The sequence below is a fragment of the Pacificoceanicola niger genome (assembly GCF_048553275.1).
Classification (GTDB): Bacteria; Pseudomonadota; Alphaproteobacteria; order Rhodobacterales; family Rhodobacteraceae; genus Pacificoceanicola.
Window position 1 is genome coordinate 23,070 of the sequence record NZ_JBLZMW010000016.1, and the last position, 16,727, is coordinate 39,796.

The window sequence follows — 16,727 nt, forward strand, 5'->3', positions numbered from 1 at the left end:
ACCTTGGCGGCGGATGACGCGCTGCCTGTGCAGGCTACCATCGGGATCAAAGCCGCAGTAGGTTCCCGTCAAAGGAGACGCCGATGAGATTTCTGTTCCTGGCCGCCACGCTTCTGGCGACGCCCCTGTCCGCCCATGAATTCTGGATCGATCCGGTTGCGCCGGAGATACCAAGCGGCGGCACGTTGCAGGCGGACATTCGGGTCGGCTCCGACCTGAAGGGACCGGCCTATTCCTTTGTACCGCCGAATTTCACCCGCTTCGAGGTGGTGATGGGCGACACGGTCACCGAGGTGACGGGGCGCGGCGGTGACAAACCGGCGCTGAACATGGCCGCCCCGGATGACGGGCTGGCGGTGATCGTGCATGTCACCCGCGAGTACAAGCTGACCTATGACAGCTGGGAAAAGTTCGAAACCTTCTGCACCCACAAGGATTTCCGCTGGGCTTTGGAGCGCCACCTGGAGCGCGGCTATACCAAGGAGCGGGTGCGCGAATTGTATTCCCGCCATGCCAAGAGCCTGATCGCCGTGGGTGACGGCGCGGGTGCGGACCGGGAGGTGGGGCTGGCTGTGGAAATCGTGGCAGAGGCCAACCCGTATACCGATGATCTGTCCGGCGGTTTTCCGGTGCGGGCGCTCTACAACGGGGCGCCGCGCGCGGATGTTCAGGTCGAGCTGTTCGAGCAGGCCCCCGATGGTGACGTGTCGATCCGCAAGTACCGCACCGATGATGCCGGGCGCACGGTGCTCGATCTCAAACCGGGGTATTTTTACCTTGTCGATCACGTTGTCATGCGCGAGATCGAACCCGCCGAAGAGGATGGCCCGGTTTGGGAAAGCCTCTGGGCGTCACTGACTTTCGAGGTGCCTGAATGAGCATAGAAGACCTGCGCAACGCATTGGGCGACGCCCATGTCCTGACTGGCGATGACATGGCGCCCTGGTGCCGGGACTGGACCGGAAATTACCGCTGGACGCCGCTTTGTGTGGTGCGCCCTGCGGACCGCGACGGTGTTGCGGCGGTGCTGCGTGTGGCCCATCAGGCAGGCCTGGCCGTGGTGCCGGTCGGCGGCAATACCGGGCTTTCGGGAGGCACCGAAGCGCAGGGCGCGGTGATGCTGTCGCTCGACCGGATGAACGCGATCCGCGAGATCCGCCCGGAAGCGCGTCTGGCCGTGGTCGAGGCGGGCGTGATCCTGAGCACCCTGCATGACGCGGCGGAGGCGCAGGATCTGAGCTTTCCGATGACCTTCGGTGCACAGGGGTCCTGCACGCTTGGCGGTATTCTGGCGACGAATGCGGGCGGCTCCAACGTGCTGCGCTATGGCAATACCCGCGATCTGGTGCTGGGGCTGGAGGTGGTGCTGGCCGATGGACGGGTCATGGACCTGATGAGCGAGCTGCACAAGGACAACACCGGGCTCAATCTGCGCAACCTGATGATTGGCTCCGAGGGGGTGTTGGGCGTCATCACGGCGGCGGTGCTGAAGCTGGTGCCCAAGCCCAAAGCCTATGCCACTGCACTGGTCGGGATGGCGGATCTTGATGATGCGCTCGGGCTTCTGAACCGATTGCAGGCGGTGACCGCGGGGCAGGTGGAGGCCTTCGAATTCATGCCGCGCCGCTATGTCGAGGAATATGCGCGGCTTCATCCGGAGGCGCGGCTGCCCTTTGAGGCGCCGCAGGAGGTTACGCTGCTGATCGAACTGGGCGCCACCGCGCCGCGTGATGCGGCGCCGGGGCCGGACGGGCAGCCGCCGATTGCCGCCTATCTCGAAGAGGTGCTCGGCGAGATGCTTGAAGAGGAAACGCTGGCCGACGCCGTGGTGGCGCAGACCGAAAGCCAGCGCCGGGCCTTCTGGGCGATGCGCGAGGCGGCGGCGGAGGTCTGTACCTCGCGCCCGGCAATCATCTGCGATGTGGCGGTGCCGCTCGACAAGGTGGTCGACTTTCTCGGCCGGGCGGATGTGCGCCTCGCGTCCATGGACCCGGATGCGGCGGGAATCGTGGTTGCCCATCTCGGTGATGGCAATGTGCACTACTCGGTCTGGACCGAGGCCACGGGAGAGGCGCGAAACGCTATCATGGAAGCGGTCGAAGAAGAGGCGCTGGCGCTGGGCGGCAGCTTTTCGGCAGAGCATGGCATCGGCATTGCAAAGCGGCCCGCCATGGCGCGCTTCAAGGACCCCGTCGCGCTGGAGGCGATGCGCGGCATCAAGGCCGCGTTCGATCCGAAAGGCATCCTGAACCCCGGCAAGGTCATACCCTGAGAGCAGACCGAGGTCCCGCTTGCGGCTCCATGCGTGAGATGCGCCCGGAGGTCCGTGCGGCGCGGGTCATACCGCGCCGGTCCGGGCAACGACGGAGCTGGGCCACCCTCGCCACGCTGTCCCGGCCTCGCGAGCGGTGTCGTTGACGGTGAGGCGGCAGGCGATGGCCTGCGCAAATCCTGTCAGAGGCTGATGGCAATCTGAGCGGTCAGGCGCGCAGTGGCCCCTGCCAGCCCTCAGTAGCCGCAGACCGCCCCGGCAGTGGCCAGAACCTGTTCGGGATAGGCGGGCAGGCGCATGAAGGTGACCCTGCGGTTTTCGGCGGCGCGGGGATCGTAGGCGTTCTTGAGAACATGCTCGCCAAAACCGACCGGATAGAGCGGCAGGGTAACATAGCCGCCGGTCAGAGCAGCCGTCACGGATGCGGCGCGGCGACGCGAGAGATCACAGTTGTAGGCATCGGAGCCAACCGCGTCGGTGTGACCGATGATGGCAAAGGCCGCTCCCCCGAGCGCCGGATCCTGAAAGGCGTTGATCAGGCTGGCAAGTTTGCCGATCTGATCACCGCGCACGGCGCTGCTGTCATAGTCGAATTCGATGGTGACGGCGACCGCAGGCAGGGCGACCTTGCCGCTGCTTGGCGGGGGCGCGGTGTAATCCGGCGTTTGCGCGGGTGGCGCGGGCTGGGCCGTCACCGCGCCATCATCGAGGTCGAGCACCAGCGTTTCGAACTGGATCGCGGAGCCAGTCGCGGATTCGAAGGCCAGCCCTTCGGCGCTGTCCGACACGGCGGCGCAATTGGCGGCGGTGGGTTCGGACAGGCAGGCGGCGAGCGCGCTTTGCGGCGCGGCGGGGGGCTGAAATGCCTCTGTGGTGCCGGGGATGAAAATCTCGCCGGTCTGCGCCTGTGCAGACAGCGGCACGATCAGGGCGAGGGCAAGCAGGGATCGCATCGCGGCCTCCGTCAGTGCGCGGTGACCGGCGCAGAGATTTGCGCCTTGGCCACGTCGGGGTTGTGGGTGGATACGGCCTTGAAGCTCGCGCCGCTCAGGGTCTGCTGTTCATCGCCAAGGTCGAGCGCCAGCACTTCGTTGACCACGGTTTCATAGCGGCCCACGCCGGAGGCGTTCTGCGAGACGTCACAGGATACCTGCGAGGTGTCGCGGGTTTCGGCCTGAATGGCCTGCACCCCGCCGTTGCAGATGGCGAGAATGGTCTCGACCCCGACATATTGCGTCTTGAGCGAGCCGCGCGGCGGGAAAACATACTGGCTGCCGCCCGGGATAACTGCATCGGGCAGGGCGGGATGGGGGTAGAGCACGCAGGAGCGGCGCTGATCGTCGATGTTGATCAGGGTCAGGCGGCAGTCCTGTTTCGGCTCGACGATGATCTTGAGCCCCTCTCCCACCTTGTAGGCGGGTTTGTCGGTGTAGACCGTCAGGTGGCTTTGTGCCGGGGCGCTGTGCTGGCCGGGGGCATAGGGTGTGGCCTGCGCCGCATCGGCGTAGCTGGTCGGGGTGGCGGCGGTTTTTTGCGCCGGGGCCGGGGGGGTGTAGCTGGTGCCCGAGAGCACCTTCGAGACGGAGGCGGACAGCGCCGTCGGCGCGCGCTCAGCGGGCAGAATGGGCCGGTATTCGGTCACCTTTTCGAGCAGCGCGGGATAGGCCGCCGTCCATTCATCCCGGGCGATGGGCGATTGGTCGAGCCGCATGATCAGGCTCGCCATGTCTGTGCCGACAAAGGCGGCGCGCTGACGCAGGGTCTCCTCGCTCAGACCCAGCTCATTGGCGGCCTGCGCGAAATTGATAAAGCGGTCGACGTGGTAGACAAAGAGGCCCCGGACTGGCTCAAGCCCGCCTGCGGTGATCTCCGGGTCGAGGCCCGCACTGCGCATGGCGGCAAAGAACTGCTGGGTGTCGGCAGCGAGATATCTCGCCACCTCATCCTGGCCGGGGTAGATCTGATCAATCACCTGCCGCGCCTCCGGCGGCAGCGAGAAATCGGCCATGGCGACATCGCGCACCTTGTCCTCGTTCAGGCGGATGCCCTTGGAGTGGCAGGACATGCAGGAGATGCCGTTGACCACCTCTCCGGTGCCGTCGGAATAATCGTCGTCGCGCACGATGGAGATCGGACCAACATCAAGCCGCACCCCTTCGGCGGTGTTGAGATAGTAGGCGTGAAAGCCGTTCGGCAGGGTGAAGATCGACTCGCCACCGTCGTGCACGAAAGCGTGATTGTTGCCATAGCCGGTGTGCTCGAACGCGCCGACCGGGCCGAGGGGATTTTCAAAGAAGCTCTGGCGCCCTTTCGATCCGGCAAAATCGTAGGAGGTCCAGAAAAAGCCGGTCCCGATGGCGTGGCGCTCGATCAGGCGGTTGTGGCTGGAGACGCCGGAATTCTGGAACCCCGCGCGCACCACCTGGCCGTTGCGGATGTTCGCTTGCATGTCGAGGGTGAGCCGGTCTTCAAGTCCGGCGACCGTGTCGGGCAGGCCGAGCAGGTCATAATAGAGCGGCGAGACGGAGGCCGTGGCCGCGAACCAATCGGCGCGGATGATCGGCACCGGTGTCCCGGCCATCTGCTGCAGTTGGGTCAGGTTCGGGTCCGTCTTGCTCGTCATCGCGTAGGGGTATTTCGACGCGAGCAGGGTCCAGGTTTCGGGGGTCCAGTTGATCTGTGGCAGGTAGACGCGCATCAGCACGCCATGGGGGTCCACCGGCTCGAAGGTGTAGGGTGTGGGGTTCCAGGACAGCGCATTGATCAACTTGACCGTCGCGGCGGTATAGCCTTCGAGGTTTTCTGTGGTCACATCGGTGTCATTGTGCAGCGGCCGCAGCGACAGGTATCGGATCTGCCCGCGCCTGTTCGTGGGTTGCGCGGCGAGGTCCGCCTGCGCCAGCGCGAAGAGATCCGCCATCGGCACGAAGTCGCGAGGGGGTGGCGCCTGATTGGCCAGCTCGGTGATCCAGTCGGAAACGGCTTTCATTTCCGCATCCGTGGGAAAACAGTCGGAGGTGGTGCAGTCATCCGGCATGGCAGGGAAGCTGTATTCGCCGATCACGTCATAGAGCTTGGAGCCGATGGGCTGACCCTGCACCACGAACTTGGTGTCCTGCGCCAGGCGGCGCAGATCGAGCACGTGGCTGAACCCGGACTTTGCCTTGGTCAATCCCTCCTTCAGCGCGCCCTCCTGATGGCAGCGGGCGCAATGCTTGTCGAGGGTGGCATAGACCTGCTGTTCGAGCGCGGTGGCGTCGGCGGGCAGGGGCATGGCGTCATTGGCCAGGGCCGGGGCAGCGAGAAGGGCAAGGGCGGATGCGAAAAGGCGGGTCTTCATCAAATGTCTCCTGCGGGCGGCGCGGGGCCTGCCTTGATCAATTGCATTGAATGTTGAGGTATTTTTTCGCGGCCCAGCCAGTTGCACCGCCGATGCCCTGATAGGGGTTGCTGCACTGGCCCGAGGCGCAGCGCACCTGCGCCCAGTTGCCATTCTGCGCAAGCACGGTGACGCGGTCGCCGAGGTAGAGCTCGGACAGCTTCTTGCCGGACCGGGTGCTCGGCTCGCTGCGGATGGAGAGATAGCCCGCGCCGGTGCTGCGGTTGTATTGCGAAATCGGGCTCAGGCCGACAACCCATCCGGAGCAGGTCTTGCGGGCCGCCGGGCGGTTCGAGGTCAGCAGCGGGGAATACACCCAACCGAGCGTGCCGGAGGGTGTGGTGATGTGGGACCATTGCCCCGACGTGCCGACGACCTGGACCGCCGCTCCGGAGGGCACTTCGGTCAGGATGCTGTTGTTGGTGCCCGGACCGCTGCGCACGTTGAGGGACATGTCGGAGTTGTTGTCGACATACATGGTGCGCCCCGACGGGGCCGGGGCGCTGGCGCCGCTGCGCACGACCTCCGCCGTGTAGCGGTTGCCAAGCGAGCAATAGCTGTCGCCGGGAATAGCGCCCTGGGACTTCAGCTGGGCGAGGCGCGCATCGGAGCGGCTGCGCGCGACGGTTTCATAGGCCACGGCATAGTATCCGTTGGTGGCCTGAAAGATGCGCGCATTGCCGTTGGACGGGAACCATTGGCGGATGAAAGCCTGCGCGTCGGAAACGGAGGTGCGCGAGGCGGTGATGATGTAGCATTGCGTGGACGACAGGGTGTAGTTGCCCCGGCGGATGCTGTACCCGCTGCCGCCGCCGGACTGGGACGCGCCGGACCCCCTGAGCCAGGCGATCCGCTCCAGCGTCACGCGTCCGATGCAGGCACCATCGCTGCCGCAGGCGTCTCGGGTGCCGGTGCGCCAGCCGCTCTGGGCACTGGCAGAGGTGTGGTTCTGTGCGCCATAGGCGCGGGTCATTTCCTCGTCCAGCCCGGCGAGATAGGCATCGTTGCAGATCGTGCGTTCGGTGCCGTTCAGGTTGGAACTGCTGCACCATGGCCGCAGGTGGGTCGGCGCGGGCGGCGGGGTGTATGCCGGCTCCGGCGGCGTATAGGTCGGGGCTGCGGTGTCGTTGGAGGCGGTATCCGTACCGGTATCGCCGCATTGGCTGCTCACGAAACCTTTGGCAAAGACCGCGTAGGGATGGCCTTCGCAGAGGCTGAGGTAGGCCTCAAAGCCAAAGCACTGGCCGAGATCCTTGGCCTCCTTGTAAAGGCCGTCGCACATGGCGGTGTCCGGCGTGCCGGCGCTGGCGGTTTCATCCATGCCGGGCAGGGTCGGGGCGGGGCCTGAGGGCGCGTCGGAGATGGTTCCGGAGCCCGTCGAAAGCGCCGCGACAAGCACCTCGGAGCGACCAAGTATGTCCTTCATCGGGATGGCGAAATTCACCGCGTCGCGCTTGCTGCCTGCGTGGTGCAGGCCGATGACCTGCTGCAGCGAGGCGTCGATCACCGGCGAGCCGGAATTGCCCGGCAGGGTATCGCAGGTGTGCAATAGCTGATGGCCGGAAAGCGCGGGTCGGTTGGCCTTGCATTTCTCGCGGCTGATGCGCTGGGCCTCGCCCATGGGATGGCCGATCACCCAATAGGGATCGCCATCCTCCGGCACCCGGTCGGAGAGCATCAGCGTTCCGTAATCGGCGCTCGGATTTCCCATCACCTCCAGCACGGCATAGTCGAGATCCTTGTGCGCCTCGACCGGCGTTGGCGAGACGACATAGGTTCGCGTTCCTTCCTCCACGCCCTGCTGCGTGTACCCGGCTACGAATTGCACGGCGTCGATGCGGGTGGCCTTGGCCTGGGCGTTGTCAAGGATGCCGGGGACGCAATGGTAATTGGTCAGGATGTATTTGTCCGACACGATGAAGGCGGTGCAGGGAAAGATGCCGCTGTCGGTCAGGATATCGAGCCGACCCACGGCGTGTCCCATGCGGGCAAAGACGCTCTGTGGAGAATAGTTCTGGATGGATTCATTGTTGTACTGACCGACCGACATTTCGTACTCCATGTCGGCCACGCCAGCGCTTTGTTGCCGGTTGAGCACCACCCGGCCAAAGCTGCCGCGATCGAACCCGACGAAGTCCTGTGCCACCACGGGCGCGGCGAGGGGCAGGGCCGCAATGGCGGCAAGCGCAAGGCTGATCAGATGTCTCACGGTGTCCCTCGCAGTCCGATTTCGGCAGTCGGGGCATGATCAGTGGGCGGGGGCCGCTCTGTCAACGTGGGAAAACCCGACCTGGTGAAGCTGTTGCGTTCCGGCAGATGGGGGTGCGGATCGGCTTTTCTTCAATCACACCTGACACTTGCCCCATCCCCGCGCGTTCGCTATTCCACAAGTCACCGTTAACCTGGTAGGAGGCCCGCGCGGCGTGATGACAAAGATCGGAACGGACCGTTGGGCCGAACCGTGCGCGGGCGCGGTGTGATGGCTGGTCGGCGGCGGGCCTTGGCGGCGGCTGGTGCGATGCTTCTGGCTTTGGCCGGCTGCGAGGCAGGGGGGCTTGGCGGTGGCAGCGCTCCGGCGCCACTGACTCGCGCGGTTCTGGCCGATGGCACCGTAACGGTCAGCGGACCGGAGGGCTACTGCATCGACCCGCGAACGCTGTCGCGTGGTGCGGCACGCAATTTTGCGCTGATCGCCTCGTGCCAGGCGCTTTCGGAGGGGGCCAGCGGCTTTTGGGTCGAGCCGGTTCTGGTCACCGTGACGGTGGGCCGCGCGGGGGCCGGGAGCGACTTGCCCAGTGCCGAGGGCTTTGCCCAGACCGAGGGCGCGCGGCTGCTGGCCAGCGGCACCACAGGCGGGCTTCTGACGGCCAATCTTGATCGTGGCGGCGAAGACAGGCTTGATGGTGGTGATCCACGGCACTGGCGCGGGGCCTTCGTGCTCAATGGCCGTCTGGTGATGCTGGCACTCTACGCACCGCAGGGCAGCGAGTATGCCGCCGCGCGTGGTGGACGGATGCTGAGCCAGGTCAAGGATCAGATCACCGCACTGAGCGCTGCGCGCACCGATCCGGTCGTTCCGCAAGCCCCTGCGGCGGCGGCAACACAGCCGCCGAAAAAGCCGGGCGGTTTGTTTGGTCGTTTATTCAATCCGAAGGATTTGCCATAATACTGCGGCAATCCTGAAACCCGGTGGGCCGGACCCGGGGCAGAGGCAGACCATGGGGCATTCGATGACAAGCGAGAAGCGTGGAATTCTGACACGCGCCCTGCACCTCGGGGCGTTGCGGCGCTGGACACAGGCGGCCAAGGCGGCCCCCGTGACCGATTTGCCGGAACTGCGCCGCCAGCGCGCCCTGGCCCGCCGGGTCAAGGCGCAGCTCGACGCGTTGATCCATGTGGCCGATGGGCGGCTGGCCCTTCCGGTGATCGGCAATCAGACCTTCCCGCGCCCGGAGGATGCGGATTGGGCGTGGCGGCCCGATCTTTGGTGCGGGCCGCTCGCGCAGCCGGGCATGTCTTCTGTCAAGTCACAGAGCATGCTGGGCCGCGAGGCGACGCTGTTTCACGACTGTGCCAAATCGGAACTCACCCTGCGCCAGCTGCGCAACACGCGCGCGGCGGACCTCGCGGCCTATGGTCTGCGCATGGATGTCTTCCGGTTTGACGGCTCTTACCTGTCGCTGGCCATCGACCTGCCGGAAACGGCGCACCGGGGGCTGACCCGCAAACACCTGATCCGGGTGGATACCATCGTGGAGATGGAAAAGCGGCTGGAGATCTTTGCCCGGCTGAACATCAAGCACGGGCCGAACACGGAGCAGATCGTGCGCGAGCTGCCCCTGCATCAGGACGAGATCCGGGTGGAGTTCGACCTCGCCTATACCAAGCTGAATGAAAAGCGCATCGAACGCATGTGGCTGGACCTGATCTTTGAAGGGCCGCAGATGAACCAGGTGGTGCTGCGTGATTTGACCTTCAGCCGCCGCAAGCGGGCGGAACTGTGACGCGTGAAGGGAGCCCTCGGGCATGAGTGACTTTGAACTGACCAAGACCCGCTTTTGCGAAGGCGTGTGGGAGGGGTTGCTGACCTCATCGGTCAAGGATGCGGGTGCGCCGGAGATCGCCGTAACCCTGCATGACAAACCGCTTCATGGCGTGATGGTGACCGAGGTCAGCGGCGGCGGTCGCTGGGCGCTGGAGATCCCGGTGCCGCTGGAGGCGGTGGGTGACGGGGTGCAGACCTTCCTGATCCTTGACGCCAATACAGACACCTTGCTGGACAGTTTCACCCTGATTGCGGGGGAGGTGCTGGGGGATGATATCCGGGCCGAAATGGACTTGCTGCGCGCCGAGCTGGATATGCTCAAACGCGCCTTCCGGCGGCATTGCCTGGAGACGATGTAAGCGGCAAGCCGGGGACAGCCTGAAACCGGCAATCAAGATACCTTTGGACCGAGATCAGGGAACGCTGCTCCGGGACTCGACTCTTCGTGTTCCCCGCTTTAGAACAAAAAGCGAACAAACTGCCATTCGCTCATGCCCCACCGCCGTATCCTCTCGCTCTGGTTCCCGCGCCTTGGCGCTGAACGCCTGATCCGGGCGGAGCCTTGGCTTGCCGATATGCCCTTTGTCACGGTCGCAGAGGAGGGGCCGGCACAGGTGGTCTCTTCGCTGTCGCAGAAGGCGACGGAGGCGGGGCTTTACCGGGGCCAGCCGCTGCGCGATGCCCACGCCATGTGCGCCGATCTGGTCACTCGCGCGGCCATTGCGCACCGCGAGGCGGCCTTTCTCGGCGTGCTGCACCGCTGGGCCGGGCGGTATTCGCCCTGGGTCCGCTCGGAGCCGCCGGATGCGCTGGTGATTGATCTGACGGGCTGTGCGCATCTCTTTGGCGGAGAGGAGGCGCTGGCGGCGCAGGTGCATCAGGACTGTGCCAACCTTGGCCTGTCGGTGCGGCTCGGGCTGGCCGATACGCTGGGCGCGGCCTGGGCGCTGGCGCGGTATACGGCGCAGGACGTGGGCAGCCACCGCTCCGGCGATGCGATTGATCAAGAGGCGCGGGCCACCCGCGCGCGCGCGGGCAAACGGCGGCATTGGGAGCGCGGCGGTCTGCCGCCCGGCGCCCCGGCGCGGGCGCTGCCGGAAGGCCATATCGCCGAGGTCGGCAAAAGCTGGAGCGCCATATCCCCGCTGCCCGTCGCGGCGCTGCGACTCGATGCCTATACGCAGGAACAGCTGCACCGGCTGGGGCTGCGCACGGTGGGCGACCTCATCGGCATGCCGCGTGCCGGGCTGGCGCGCCGCTTTGGCCGGGGGCTGGTCGATCAGCTGGACAAGGCCGTGGGCAGCGCCCCCGAACCGGTCAGCCCGGCCACCCCGCCGGAGCGGTTTTCCACGCGGCTGTCGTTGCCTGACCCCATCGGGCTGGCGGAGGATGTGGAGGCGGCGCTGGAGCGCCTGGCGCGGGCCTTGTGCGACAGGCTGCGCGCGGCGGGGCGCGGGGTGCGGGTGCTGCGCCTGGAGGCGCACCGGGCCGATCACACCATGCAATGGCTGACGCTGAAGCTGGCGGTGGCGGGGCACGATCCGGAGCGCATCCTGCCCCTGCTGCGTATGAAGATCGAAGAGATCGACGCCGGGTCCGGCATCGACATGCTGCGGCTGGAGGCGGTGCAGCACGAGATGATTCACGAGCGCACCATCGCGGGCCATGAGGTCGCAGCGGCGCGGGGGCGGGCGCGGCAGGAAGGCGGGGTCGGCCCGGCGACGGAGGATCTGCTCAACCGGCTGTCAGCGCGGATCGGCATGGAGGCGATTACCCGCCGTCATCCCGGCGACAGCCACATCCCGGAGAAGGGCGCGCAGGTTGTGGCGGCCGCGTGGTCCGAGCCTGCGCAGGATTGGCCCGCCCTGCCGGTGCGTCGCCCCCTGCAACTGTGGCGGCCGGAGCCGGTGATGGCGCCGGACCGCCCACGGCTGGGCGCCGAGTTTCGCTGGCGCGGGCGCACGTTCGGTGTGCTGGCCGCGACGGGGCCGGAGCGGATCTTGCCGGAATGGTGGCTGGAGGACCCCGAATGGCGTTCGGGTCCGCGCGATTACTGGCGGGTGGAGACGGACAAGGGTGAGCGGCTCTGGCTGTTCTACGCTCATGGCGGGGCGCAGTCGTCCGGGTGGTTCTGTCAGGGTGAGTTTGCGTGAAAAGCCGAAACCGGGCCTACAGCACGCGCGACAGGAACGCCTTTGTGCGCGCTTCCTTCGGGGCGCCGAACACCTGATCCGGCGGCCCGCTTTCGCAGATCCGTCCCTGATCGAGGAAGCAGACCACATCGGCAAGCTCGCGCGCGAACCCCATTTCATGGGTGGCCAGAACCATGGTCATGCCATCGTCCCGAAGGCTGCGCAGAACGTCCAGAACCTCGGCGACCAGTTCGGGGTCCAGCGCGGAGGTGATCTCGTCAAAGAGCATGATCTCCGGGCGCATCGCCAGCGCCCGGATGATCGCCACGCGCTGCTGCTGCCCGCCGGAGAGTTGATCGGGGTAATGCGCCATGCGGTCGGCGAGGCCAAAGCGCTGAAACAGTGCCGTCACTTCCGGACGCAGGGCCTCGCGCGACAGGCCCTTGATCCGGCGCGGGGCGAGCATGACGTTTTCTTCCGCGCTCATATGCGGAAAGAGATTATAGGACTGAAAGACGATGCCGATGCGTTGGCGCACTGGCTGGGGATCGCGGCCCGGCTCTGAAATATCCTCGCCGCCCAGAAGGATCACACCGTCATCGACCGGCTCCAGAAGGTTCATGCAGCGTAGAAGCGTGGACTTGCCGGAACCCGACGCGCCAATAAGGCAGACCATCTGCCCCGGCTCGATGGTCAGGTCGATGCCCTGCAGCACCGGGTTGCCGCCAAAGCTCTTGCGGATATCCTGCAATTCGAGCCGCGCCATCAGGAGCGGGCCTTTTGTTGTTTGTTCATGAGATGATCGGCATAGCGCGTCGCGGGGATGGTGATGGCCAGGAAAATCAGCGCGGCACCGACGTAGGGCGTGAAATTGGCCATGAGGGATTTATAGACGCCGGCCTGCCGGAAAATCTCGACGGGGCCGATAAAGCTGAGCAGAGCCACGTCTTTTTGCAGCGCAACGAAGAGGTTCATGTTTGCGGGCACCACGCGGCGCAACGCCTGAGGCAGGATCACGAAGCGCATGGAGTCCGCTTGCGACAGGCCAAGCGACAAAGCGGCGGCGCGCTGGCTGGCGTGGATCGATTCGATGCCGGAGCGGATGACTTCGGCGACATAGGCGGCATAGACCAGGATCAGCGCAAGGCTGCCCCAGAGATAGGGGGAATTCCACGGACGCGGCAGACCGAGGCCGGGAATGCCGAAGCCGATGAGGTAGATCACGAGGATCACCGGCAGGCCGCGGAAAATATCGGTGTAGAGAATTGCGACAAGCCTGAGCGGGTAGAGAGCGGGGCTGCGGATGTCGCGCATGAGCGCCACGATCAGCCCGAGCGCGGCAATAAGCGGCGCGCACCATGCGAAAATGGCGATGTCCATTAGGAATGCCTGCAGCAGACCCGGGAAGGTTCTGACAAAGACCTCGCCGTTGAAGAAGCTGCGTTTCACCGCGTCCCAGCCGGGGGCGAGCGGGAGGAATAGGATCAGCGCAAGGATCACCGCCCCGGTGGAGGCGGCGGCGATCAGCGTCGCGCGGCGGCGCTGCTTGGCTTCGAAGGTCTGTCGGCGGGTGCGTTGCGCAGTCATGAGCTTTCGGGCGGGGGAAATTTTGCCGGAACAAAATTATGTGGGGGCGCTGCCCCTGTCCTTCGGACTCCCCCGGGATATTTTTGGACCAGTGAAGGTGGCGGATTACTGGATGACCGGGATCGCGGTGGCGTCTTGCAGCCATTTTGCCTCGATGTCCGCCAGTTTGCCACTGTCCTTCAGGCGGGCGAGGGCGGCGTTGACGCAGTCCTTCAGGGCGCTGCCTTCTTCCATGAGAATGCCGAACTGATCGGGATTGTCGGTGCGTTCGGCGGGAAACTGGCCGAGCAGCGTGCCACCATTCACCACCACACCGGCGAGGTAGAGCGCCGTGGGCAGGTCGAACAGCGCCGCGTCGATCTGGCCGGCCTGGAGGGCGGCGGTGACATCGGCATTGTCGCCATAGAGCAACGGATCTTTCTCCGGCTGGATCAGCGCGCCGAGCATCGGTACGGCGGTGGTGTTGGCATCGGCCCCCCAGAGCAGGGATTTCAGACTGTCTGGGGTGGCGGTGGCCCCCGCGTCGACAACTGTTTGCGTGGTCAGCACGGCCATGGCGGAACTGTAGTAGGGATCGGAGAAATCGACCATTTTCTCGCGGTCCTCGGTGATGGAAAACTGCTGCATGTTGAGGTCGAAGTCCTTCGCCCCGGGCTGGATCGCCTGATCGAAGGACGTGCGGGTCCAGGTGACCTTGTCGGCGGGAAAGCCCATCTCGGCGGCCACGGCATAGGCCACGGCGGCCTCGAAGCCCTCTCCGCTTTCGGGCGCATTGTCCATCACCCATGGGTAATAGGCCGGGTTTCCGGTGGCGATGGTCAGGGTGCCCTCGGTCAGTGTCTTGCCCGCGGCGCACTCATTCTGCGCGGTCGCGACGGTGGCGAGGCATGCGGCGAGGGCCGTGGTGATCCAGAGTTTCATGTCGGGGCTCCCGTATATGTTTGCCCCAGAGTTGCGCTGGCGGGCGGGCTTGTCCAGCGGATTCAGGCGGATGGCCCGCCGCAGCGTGTCGCGGCGGGCAGGTTTTCAGCTCAGGTGTTCCCTGAAGAAGGCGATGGTGCGATCCCATGCCAACTCGGCGGCGGCCTCGTCATAGCGCGGGGTCGAATCGTTGTGGAAGCCGTGGTTCACGCCTTCGTAGATATGCGCCGTGAAGGTCTTGCCGTGCTCTTTCAGGGCGGCCTCATAGGCAGGCCAGCCTTCATTGATGCGCTCATCCAGCTCGGCATACTGCAAAAGCAGCGGGGCCTGAATGCGCGGCACGTCCTCTGCCGCCGCCTGACGGCCATAGAAGGGCACGGAGGCGCTGAGTTCCGGGTAGGCCACTGCCAGCGCATTGCACACGCCGCCGCCATAGCAGAAGCCGACGCAGCCGACCTTGCCGGTGGTGTCCTCATGCGCGGCGAGGAACTCATAGGCCGCAAAGAAGTCGTTCATCAGCTTTTCGCCATCGACGGTGCGCTGCAGCTCGCGGCCCTCGGCGTCGTTGCCGGGATAGCCGCCAACCGATGTCAGCCCGTCCGGGGCCAGGGCGATGAAGCCGGCCTTGGCAACACGCCGCGCCACGTCTTCGATGTAGGGATTCAGCCCGCGATTCTCGTGCACGACGACGACGGCGGGGGCTGGCCCGTTCAACCCGGCGGGGCGCACCATGTAGGCACGCACCTCGCCATGGCCGTTGGGCGAGGGATAGGTGATGTATTCGGGTTCGATGTCGGGATCATTGAAGCTGACCTGCTCGGCCAGAGCATAATTCGGCGAAAGCATGCCCAGCAGGGCCGACGCGGTCACTGCGCCAACGGCGAATTTGCCCGCGCGATCGAGGAATTCGCGCTTGGTGATCTTGCCGTGGGCATAGAAGTCGTAGAGGTTGAGCAGTTCCTGATCGAAATCCGCTGCGGTCATGCGGCGTTGGGGCGTCTGGTCGTTCATCGTTGGAATCTCCCTGAAGCGAGCGGAAGGCTGTTCTGCCCTCGCAACACGAAGCCTACGCCGAATCCTTGCGTTTGGATCAATTCAAAGACGCCAGGAGCGATCACGTCTTTGACAGTAGTGTAGTCCGGGTGGACCGCTGTTCAATGATCGTGAGTGTGGGAATGGGAATGGTCGTGGTCGTCCTCGTCCAGAGAGCCGTGAATGGCGAATTGCTCCAGCCCGGCATCGGAGGCTTCGATCACGCGAAAGGCTTCACGCACGCCGGCTTCGGTCAATTCGCGCGCGACGGTCAGCAGTGTGTTGGGGTCGTGCTCCTCGCACAGCTCGGCCATATGGGCAATCTCGCCTTCGGCCACGGGCCGCGCGGCCTCGGGAGACGGCGCGCCGTAGTAGGTGACGAAATGCTGCGCGAGCGTAGCCGTCAGCGCCTCGGCCTCGGCAGGCTCGACCTGCGTCACCGCAACGAAAGTCACGCGCCCTCCGGTCTCCAGCCCCAGCCAGCCATTGGCAAAGGCCTGCCGGGCCTTGCCGGTCAGGTCGCCCTCTGTCCAATCGGAGAATTCGAACCCGCCGGGGATGCACCATTCGCCGGTGCGCGCAGGCTGCGCAAAGACAAAGGTGTCTGATTCGTCGAAATGGATCGCGCGCGCGAGTTTCATGGCGTCTCCAGAAGTGTCGTCAGGGGGATCAGGTGGGTGGTCTCGCCATCGCGCAGCAGCAGGCCGAAATCCTCGTCCACGCCAAGCGCGGTGCCGCTCAGGCCGTTTTGGCGCGCATCCTCGCCAATGCCATGGGCGAGCCCTTGCCATTCGCTGTGCAGAGCCGCGTTTCCGCCGGTTTCCCAACGGCTTATCCAGCCCAGCGTATGCCGGGCCCAAGCCTCCAGCAGGTGTGGTGCGGCGACTTCGGTGCAGCCCTCGGCATAAAGCGCGGTCTGGTCTGGGGTGAGCCCGCCCTCGCTGTCCGCGGGCAGGATCGGCACGCTCAGCGCAACGACGAGCCAGTCGGGAACGGCGGCGGGATCGCTGTCCGAGCTCATGGCCCTGAGCCGCCCGCACCGGGCGCCATTGACCCGGATCGCGCCGTCCCATGCGAGATGCACGGCAACCTCCGGCGGGGCCAGCGCCCCGAGCGCGTTCTGAAAGCCGACGCCGCAGAGGGGAAGCATCACCATGGCCTGCCGCAGCGGCACTTCGGGGGCGAAGATCAGCGCCGCCTCCAGCGCCATATCGTCGAGCCGATACACCACCAGACCGGCATCACAGCCTTGGGCCGCGCGCAGACAGGCGATCTCGGCCGGGTCTTGCCGTCCGGTCACCTCTTCCCCCGCCATCAGCGGAGGAAAGACAGGCATCTCAACACGTTCCAGATCATTCA

At 65.6% G+C, this 16,727-nt stretch carries 15 protein-coding genes; 6 read left to right on the plus strand and 9 right to left on the minus strand.

The window, feature by feature from the left end:
* The first annotated feature begins 83 nt into the window (after nt 1–83).
* Both ACN2XU_RS18110 and ACN2XU_RS18115 read left to right on the plus strand, forming a co-directional pair.
* Nucleotides 84–878, plus strand: coding sequence for a DUF4198 domain-containing protein (locus ACN2XU_RS18110; protein WP_419411871.1), 795 nt, complete (start codon nt 84–86; stop codon nt 876–878).
* Nucleotides 875–2,272: an FAD-binding oxidoreductase gene (locus ACN2XU_RS18115; RefSeq protein ID WP_419411872.1), complete on the plus strand. Its 1,398-nt coding sequence runs from the start codon at nt 875–877 to the stop codon at nt 2,270–2,272. Before ACN2XU_RS18110 ends, ACN2XU_RS18115 begins: the two co-directional genes overlap by 4 nt.
* A 236-nt stretch (nt 2,273–2,508) precedes the next feature.
* Here the strand turns inward: ACN2XU_RS18115 and ACN2XU_RS18120 are convergent, their stop codons facing one another.
* Genes ACN2XU_RS18120 through ACN2XU_RS18130 form a run of 3 tightly spaced genes read right to left on the minus strand, consistent with a single transcriptional unit; the run spans nt 2,509 to nt 7,860 of the window.
* Nucleotides 2,509–3,225, minus strand: coding sequence for an OmpA family protein (locus tag ACN2XU_RS18120; protein WP_419411873.1), 717 nt, complete (start codon nt 3,223–3,225; stop codon nt 2,509–2,511).
* Between the two features lie 11 nt (nt 3,226–3,236).
* A complete protein-coding gene (locus ACN2XU_RS18125) occupies nt 3,237–5,612 on the minus strand; it encodes a DUF4384 domain-containing protein (protein ID WP_419411874.1) in 2,376 nt (791 codons plus the stop codon).
* Between the two features lie 37 nt (nt 5,613–5,649).
* A complete protein-coding gene (locus tag ACN2XU_RS18130; RefSeq protein WP_419411875.1) occupies nt 5,650–7,860 on the minus strand; it encodes an SH3 domain-containing protein in 2,211 nt (736 codons plus the stop codon).
* A 270-nt stretch (nt 7,861–8,130) separates the two neighbouring features.
* Between ACN2XU_RS18130 and ACN2XU_RS18135 the strand changes: the two genes are divergently transcribed.
* The 4 genes from ACN2XU_RS18135 (at nt 8,131) to ACN2XU_RS18150 (ending at nt 11,849) form a co-directional block, all read left to right on the plus strand.
* On the plus strand, nt 8,131–8,817 hold the full coding sequence (locus ACN2XU_RS18135; protein ID WP_419411876.1) for a dihydroxy-acid dehydratase: 687 nt from the start codon (nt 8,131–8,133) through the stop codon (nt 8,815–8,817).
* A 64-nt stretch (nt 8,818–8,881) separates the two neighbouring features.
* Entirely contained in the window at nt 8,882–9,655 is a 774-nt protein-coding gene (locus ACN2XU_RS18140; protein WP_419411877.1) for a DUF6478 family protein, read from the plus strand.
* 22 nt (nt 9,656–9,677) lie between these two features.
* Nucleotides 9,678–10,055, plus strand: coding sequence for a hypothetical protein (locus tag ACN2XU_RS18145; RefSeq protein WP_419411878.1), 378 nt, complete (start codon nt 9,678–9,680; stop codon nt 10,053–10,055).
* A gap of 132 nt (nt 10,056–10,187) precedes the next feature.
* Nucleotides 10,188–11,849, plus strand: coding sequence for a Y-family DNA polymerase (locus ACN2XU_RS18150; RefSeq protein WP_419411879.1), 1,662 nt, complete (start codon nt 10,188–10,190; stop codon nt 11,847–11,849).
* A 16-nt stretch (nt 11,850–11,865) separates the two neighbouring features.
* Here the strand turns inward: ACN2XU_RS18150 and ACN2XU_RS18155 are convergent, their stop codons facing one another.
* The 6 genes from ACN2XU_RS18155 to ACN2XU_RS18180 all read right to left on the minus strand — a co-directional run bounded on the left by ACN2XU_RS18155 (nt 11,866) and on the right by ACN2XU_RS18180 (nt 16,704).
* Nucleotides 11,866–12,594, minus strand: coding sequence for an amino acid ABC transporter ATP-binding protein (locus ACN2XU_RS18155; RefSeq protein ID WP_419411880.1), 729 nt, complete (start codon nt 12,592–12,594; stop codon nt 11,866–11,868).
* Nucleotides 12,594–13,415 (minus strand): amino acid ABC transporter permease, encoded by an 822-nt coding sequence (locus tag ACN2XU_RS18160; RefSeq protein WP_419411881.1) that lies wholly within the window; start codon nt 13,413–13,415, stop codon nt 12,594–12,596. Before ACN2XU_RS18160 ends, ACN2XU_RS18155 begins: the two co-directional genes overlap by 1 nt.
* A gap of 105 nt (nt 13,416–13,520) precedes the next feature.
* The gene (locus ACN2XU_RS18165; protein ID WP_419411882.1) at nt 13,521–14,336 is read right to left on the minus strand and encodes an ABC transporter substrate-binding protein; all 816 of its coding nucleotides are present in this window, start codon (nt 14,334–14,336) and stop codon (nt 13,521–13,523) included.
* Nucleotides 14,337–14,441: 105 nt separating this feature from the next.
* Nucleotides 14,442–15,347, minus strand: coding sequence for a YghX family hydrolase (gene yghX / locus ACN2XU_RS18170; protein ID WP_419411883.1), 906 nt, complete (start codon nt 15,345–15,347; stop codon nt 14,442–14,444).
* Between the two features lie 143 nt (nt 15,348–15,490).
* The gene (locus ACN2XU_RS18175; protein WP_419411884.1) at nt 15,491–16,009 is read right to left on the minus strand and encodes a DUF6505 family protein; all 519 of its coding nucleotides are present in this window, start codon (nt 16,007–16,009) and stop codon (nt 15,491–15,493) included.
* Entirely contained in the window at nt 16,006–16,704 is a 699-nt protein-coding gene (locus tag ACN2XU_RS18180) for a biotin/lipoate--protein ligase family protein (RefSeq protein ID WP_419411885.1), read from the minus strand. The genes ACN2XU_RS18175 and ACN2XU_RS18180 overlap by 4 nt, the downstream gene beginning before the upstream one ends.
* Nucleotides 16,705–16,727 lie beyond the last annotated feature (23 nt).

Bases quoted from the DNA above. Each gene is read 5' to 3' on its own strand.
- ACN2XU_RS18160 (WP_419411881.1), bottom strand. From the start codon at position 13,415: ATGACTGCGCAACGCACCCGCCGACAGACCTTCGAAGCCAAGCAGCGC.
- ACN2XU_RS18165 (WP_419411882.1), bottom strand. From the start codon at position 14,336: ATGAAACTCTGGATCACCACGGCCCTCGCCGCATGCCTCGCCACCGTC.
- ACN2XU_RS18175 (WP_419411884.1), bottom strand. From the start codon at position 16,009: ATGAAACTCGCGCGCGCGATCCATTTCGACGAATCAGACACCTTTGTC.
- yghX (WP_419411883.1), bottom strand. From the start codon at position 15,347: ATGAACGACCAGACGCCCCAACGCCGCATGACCGCAGCGGATTTCGAT.
- ACN2XU_RS18120 (WP_419411873.1), bottom strand. From the start codon at position 3,225: ATGCGATCCCTGCTTGCCCTCGCCCTGATCGTGCCGCTGTCTGCACAG.
- ACN2XU_RS18145 (WP_419411878.1), top strand. From the start codon at position 9,678: ATGAGTGACTTTGAACTGACCAAGACCCGCTTTTGCGAAGGCGTGTGG.
- ACN2XU_RS18125 (WP_419411874.1), bottom strand. From the start codon at position 5,612: ATGAAGACCCGCCTTTTCGCATCCGCCCTTGCCCTTCTCGCTGCCCCG.
- ACN2XU_RS18135 (WP_419411876.1), top strand. From the start codon at position 8,131: ATGGCTGGTCGGCGGCGGGCCTTGGCGGCGGCTGGTGCGATGCTTCTG.
- ACN2XU_RS18115 (WP_419411872.1), top strand. From the start codon at position 875: ATGAGCATAGAAGACCTGCGCAACGCATTGGGCGACGCCCATGTCCTG.
- ACN2XU_RS18110 (WP_419411871.1), top strand. From the start codon at position 84: ATGAGATTTCTGTTCCTGGCCGCCACGCTTCTGGCGACGCCCCTGTCC.
- ACN2XU_RS18180 (WP_419411885.1), bottom strand. From the start codon at position 16,704: ATGCCTGTCTTTCCTCCGCTGATGGCGGGGGAAGAGGTGACCGGACGG.
- ACN2XU_RS18155 (WP_419411880.1), bottom strand. From the start codon at position 12,594: ATGGCGCGGCTCGAATTGCAGGATATCCGCAAGAGCTTTGGCGGCAAC.
- ACN2XU_RS18140 (WP_419411877.1), top strand. From the start codon at position 8,882: ATGACAAGCGAGAAGCGTGGAATTCTGACACGCGCCCTGCACCTCGGG.
- ACN2XU_RS18150 (WP_419411879.1), top strand. From the start codon at position 10,188: ATGCCCCACCGCCGTATCCTCTCGCTCTGGTTCCCGCGCCTTGGCGCT.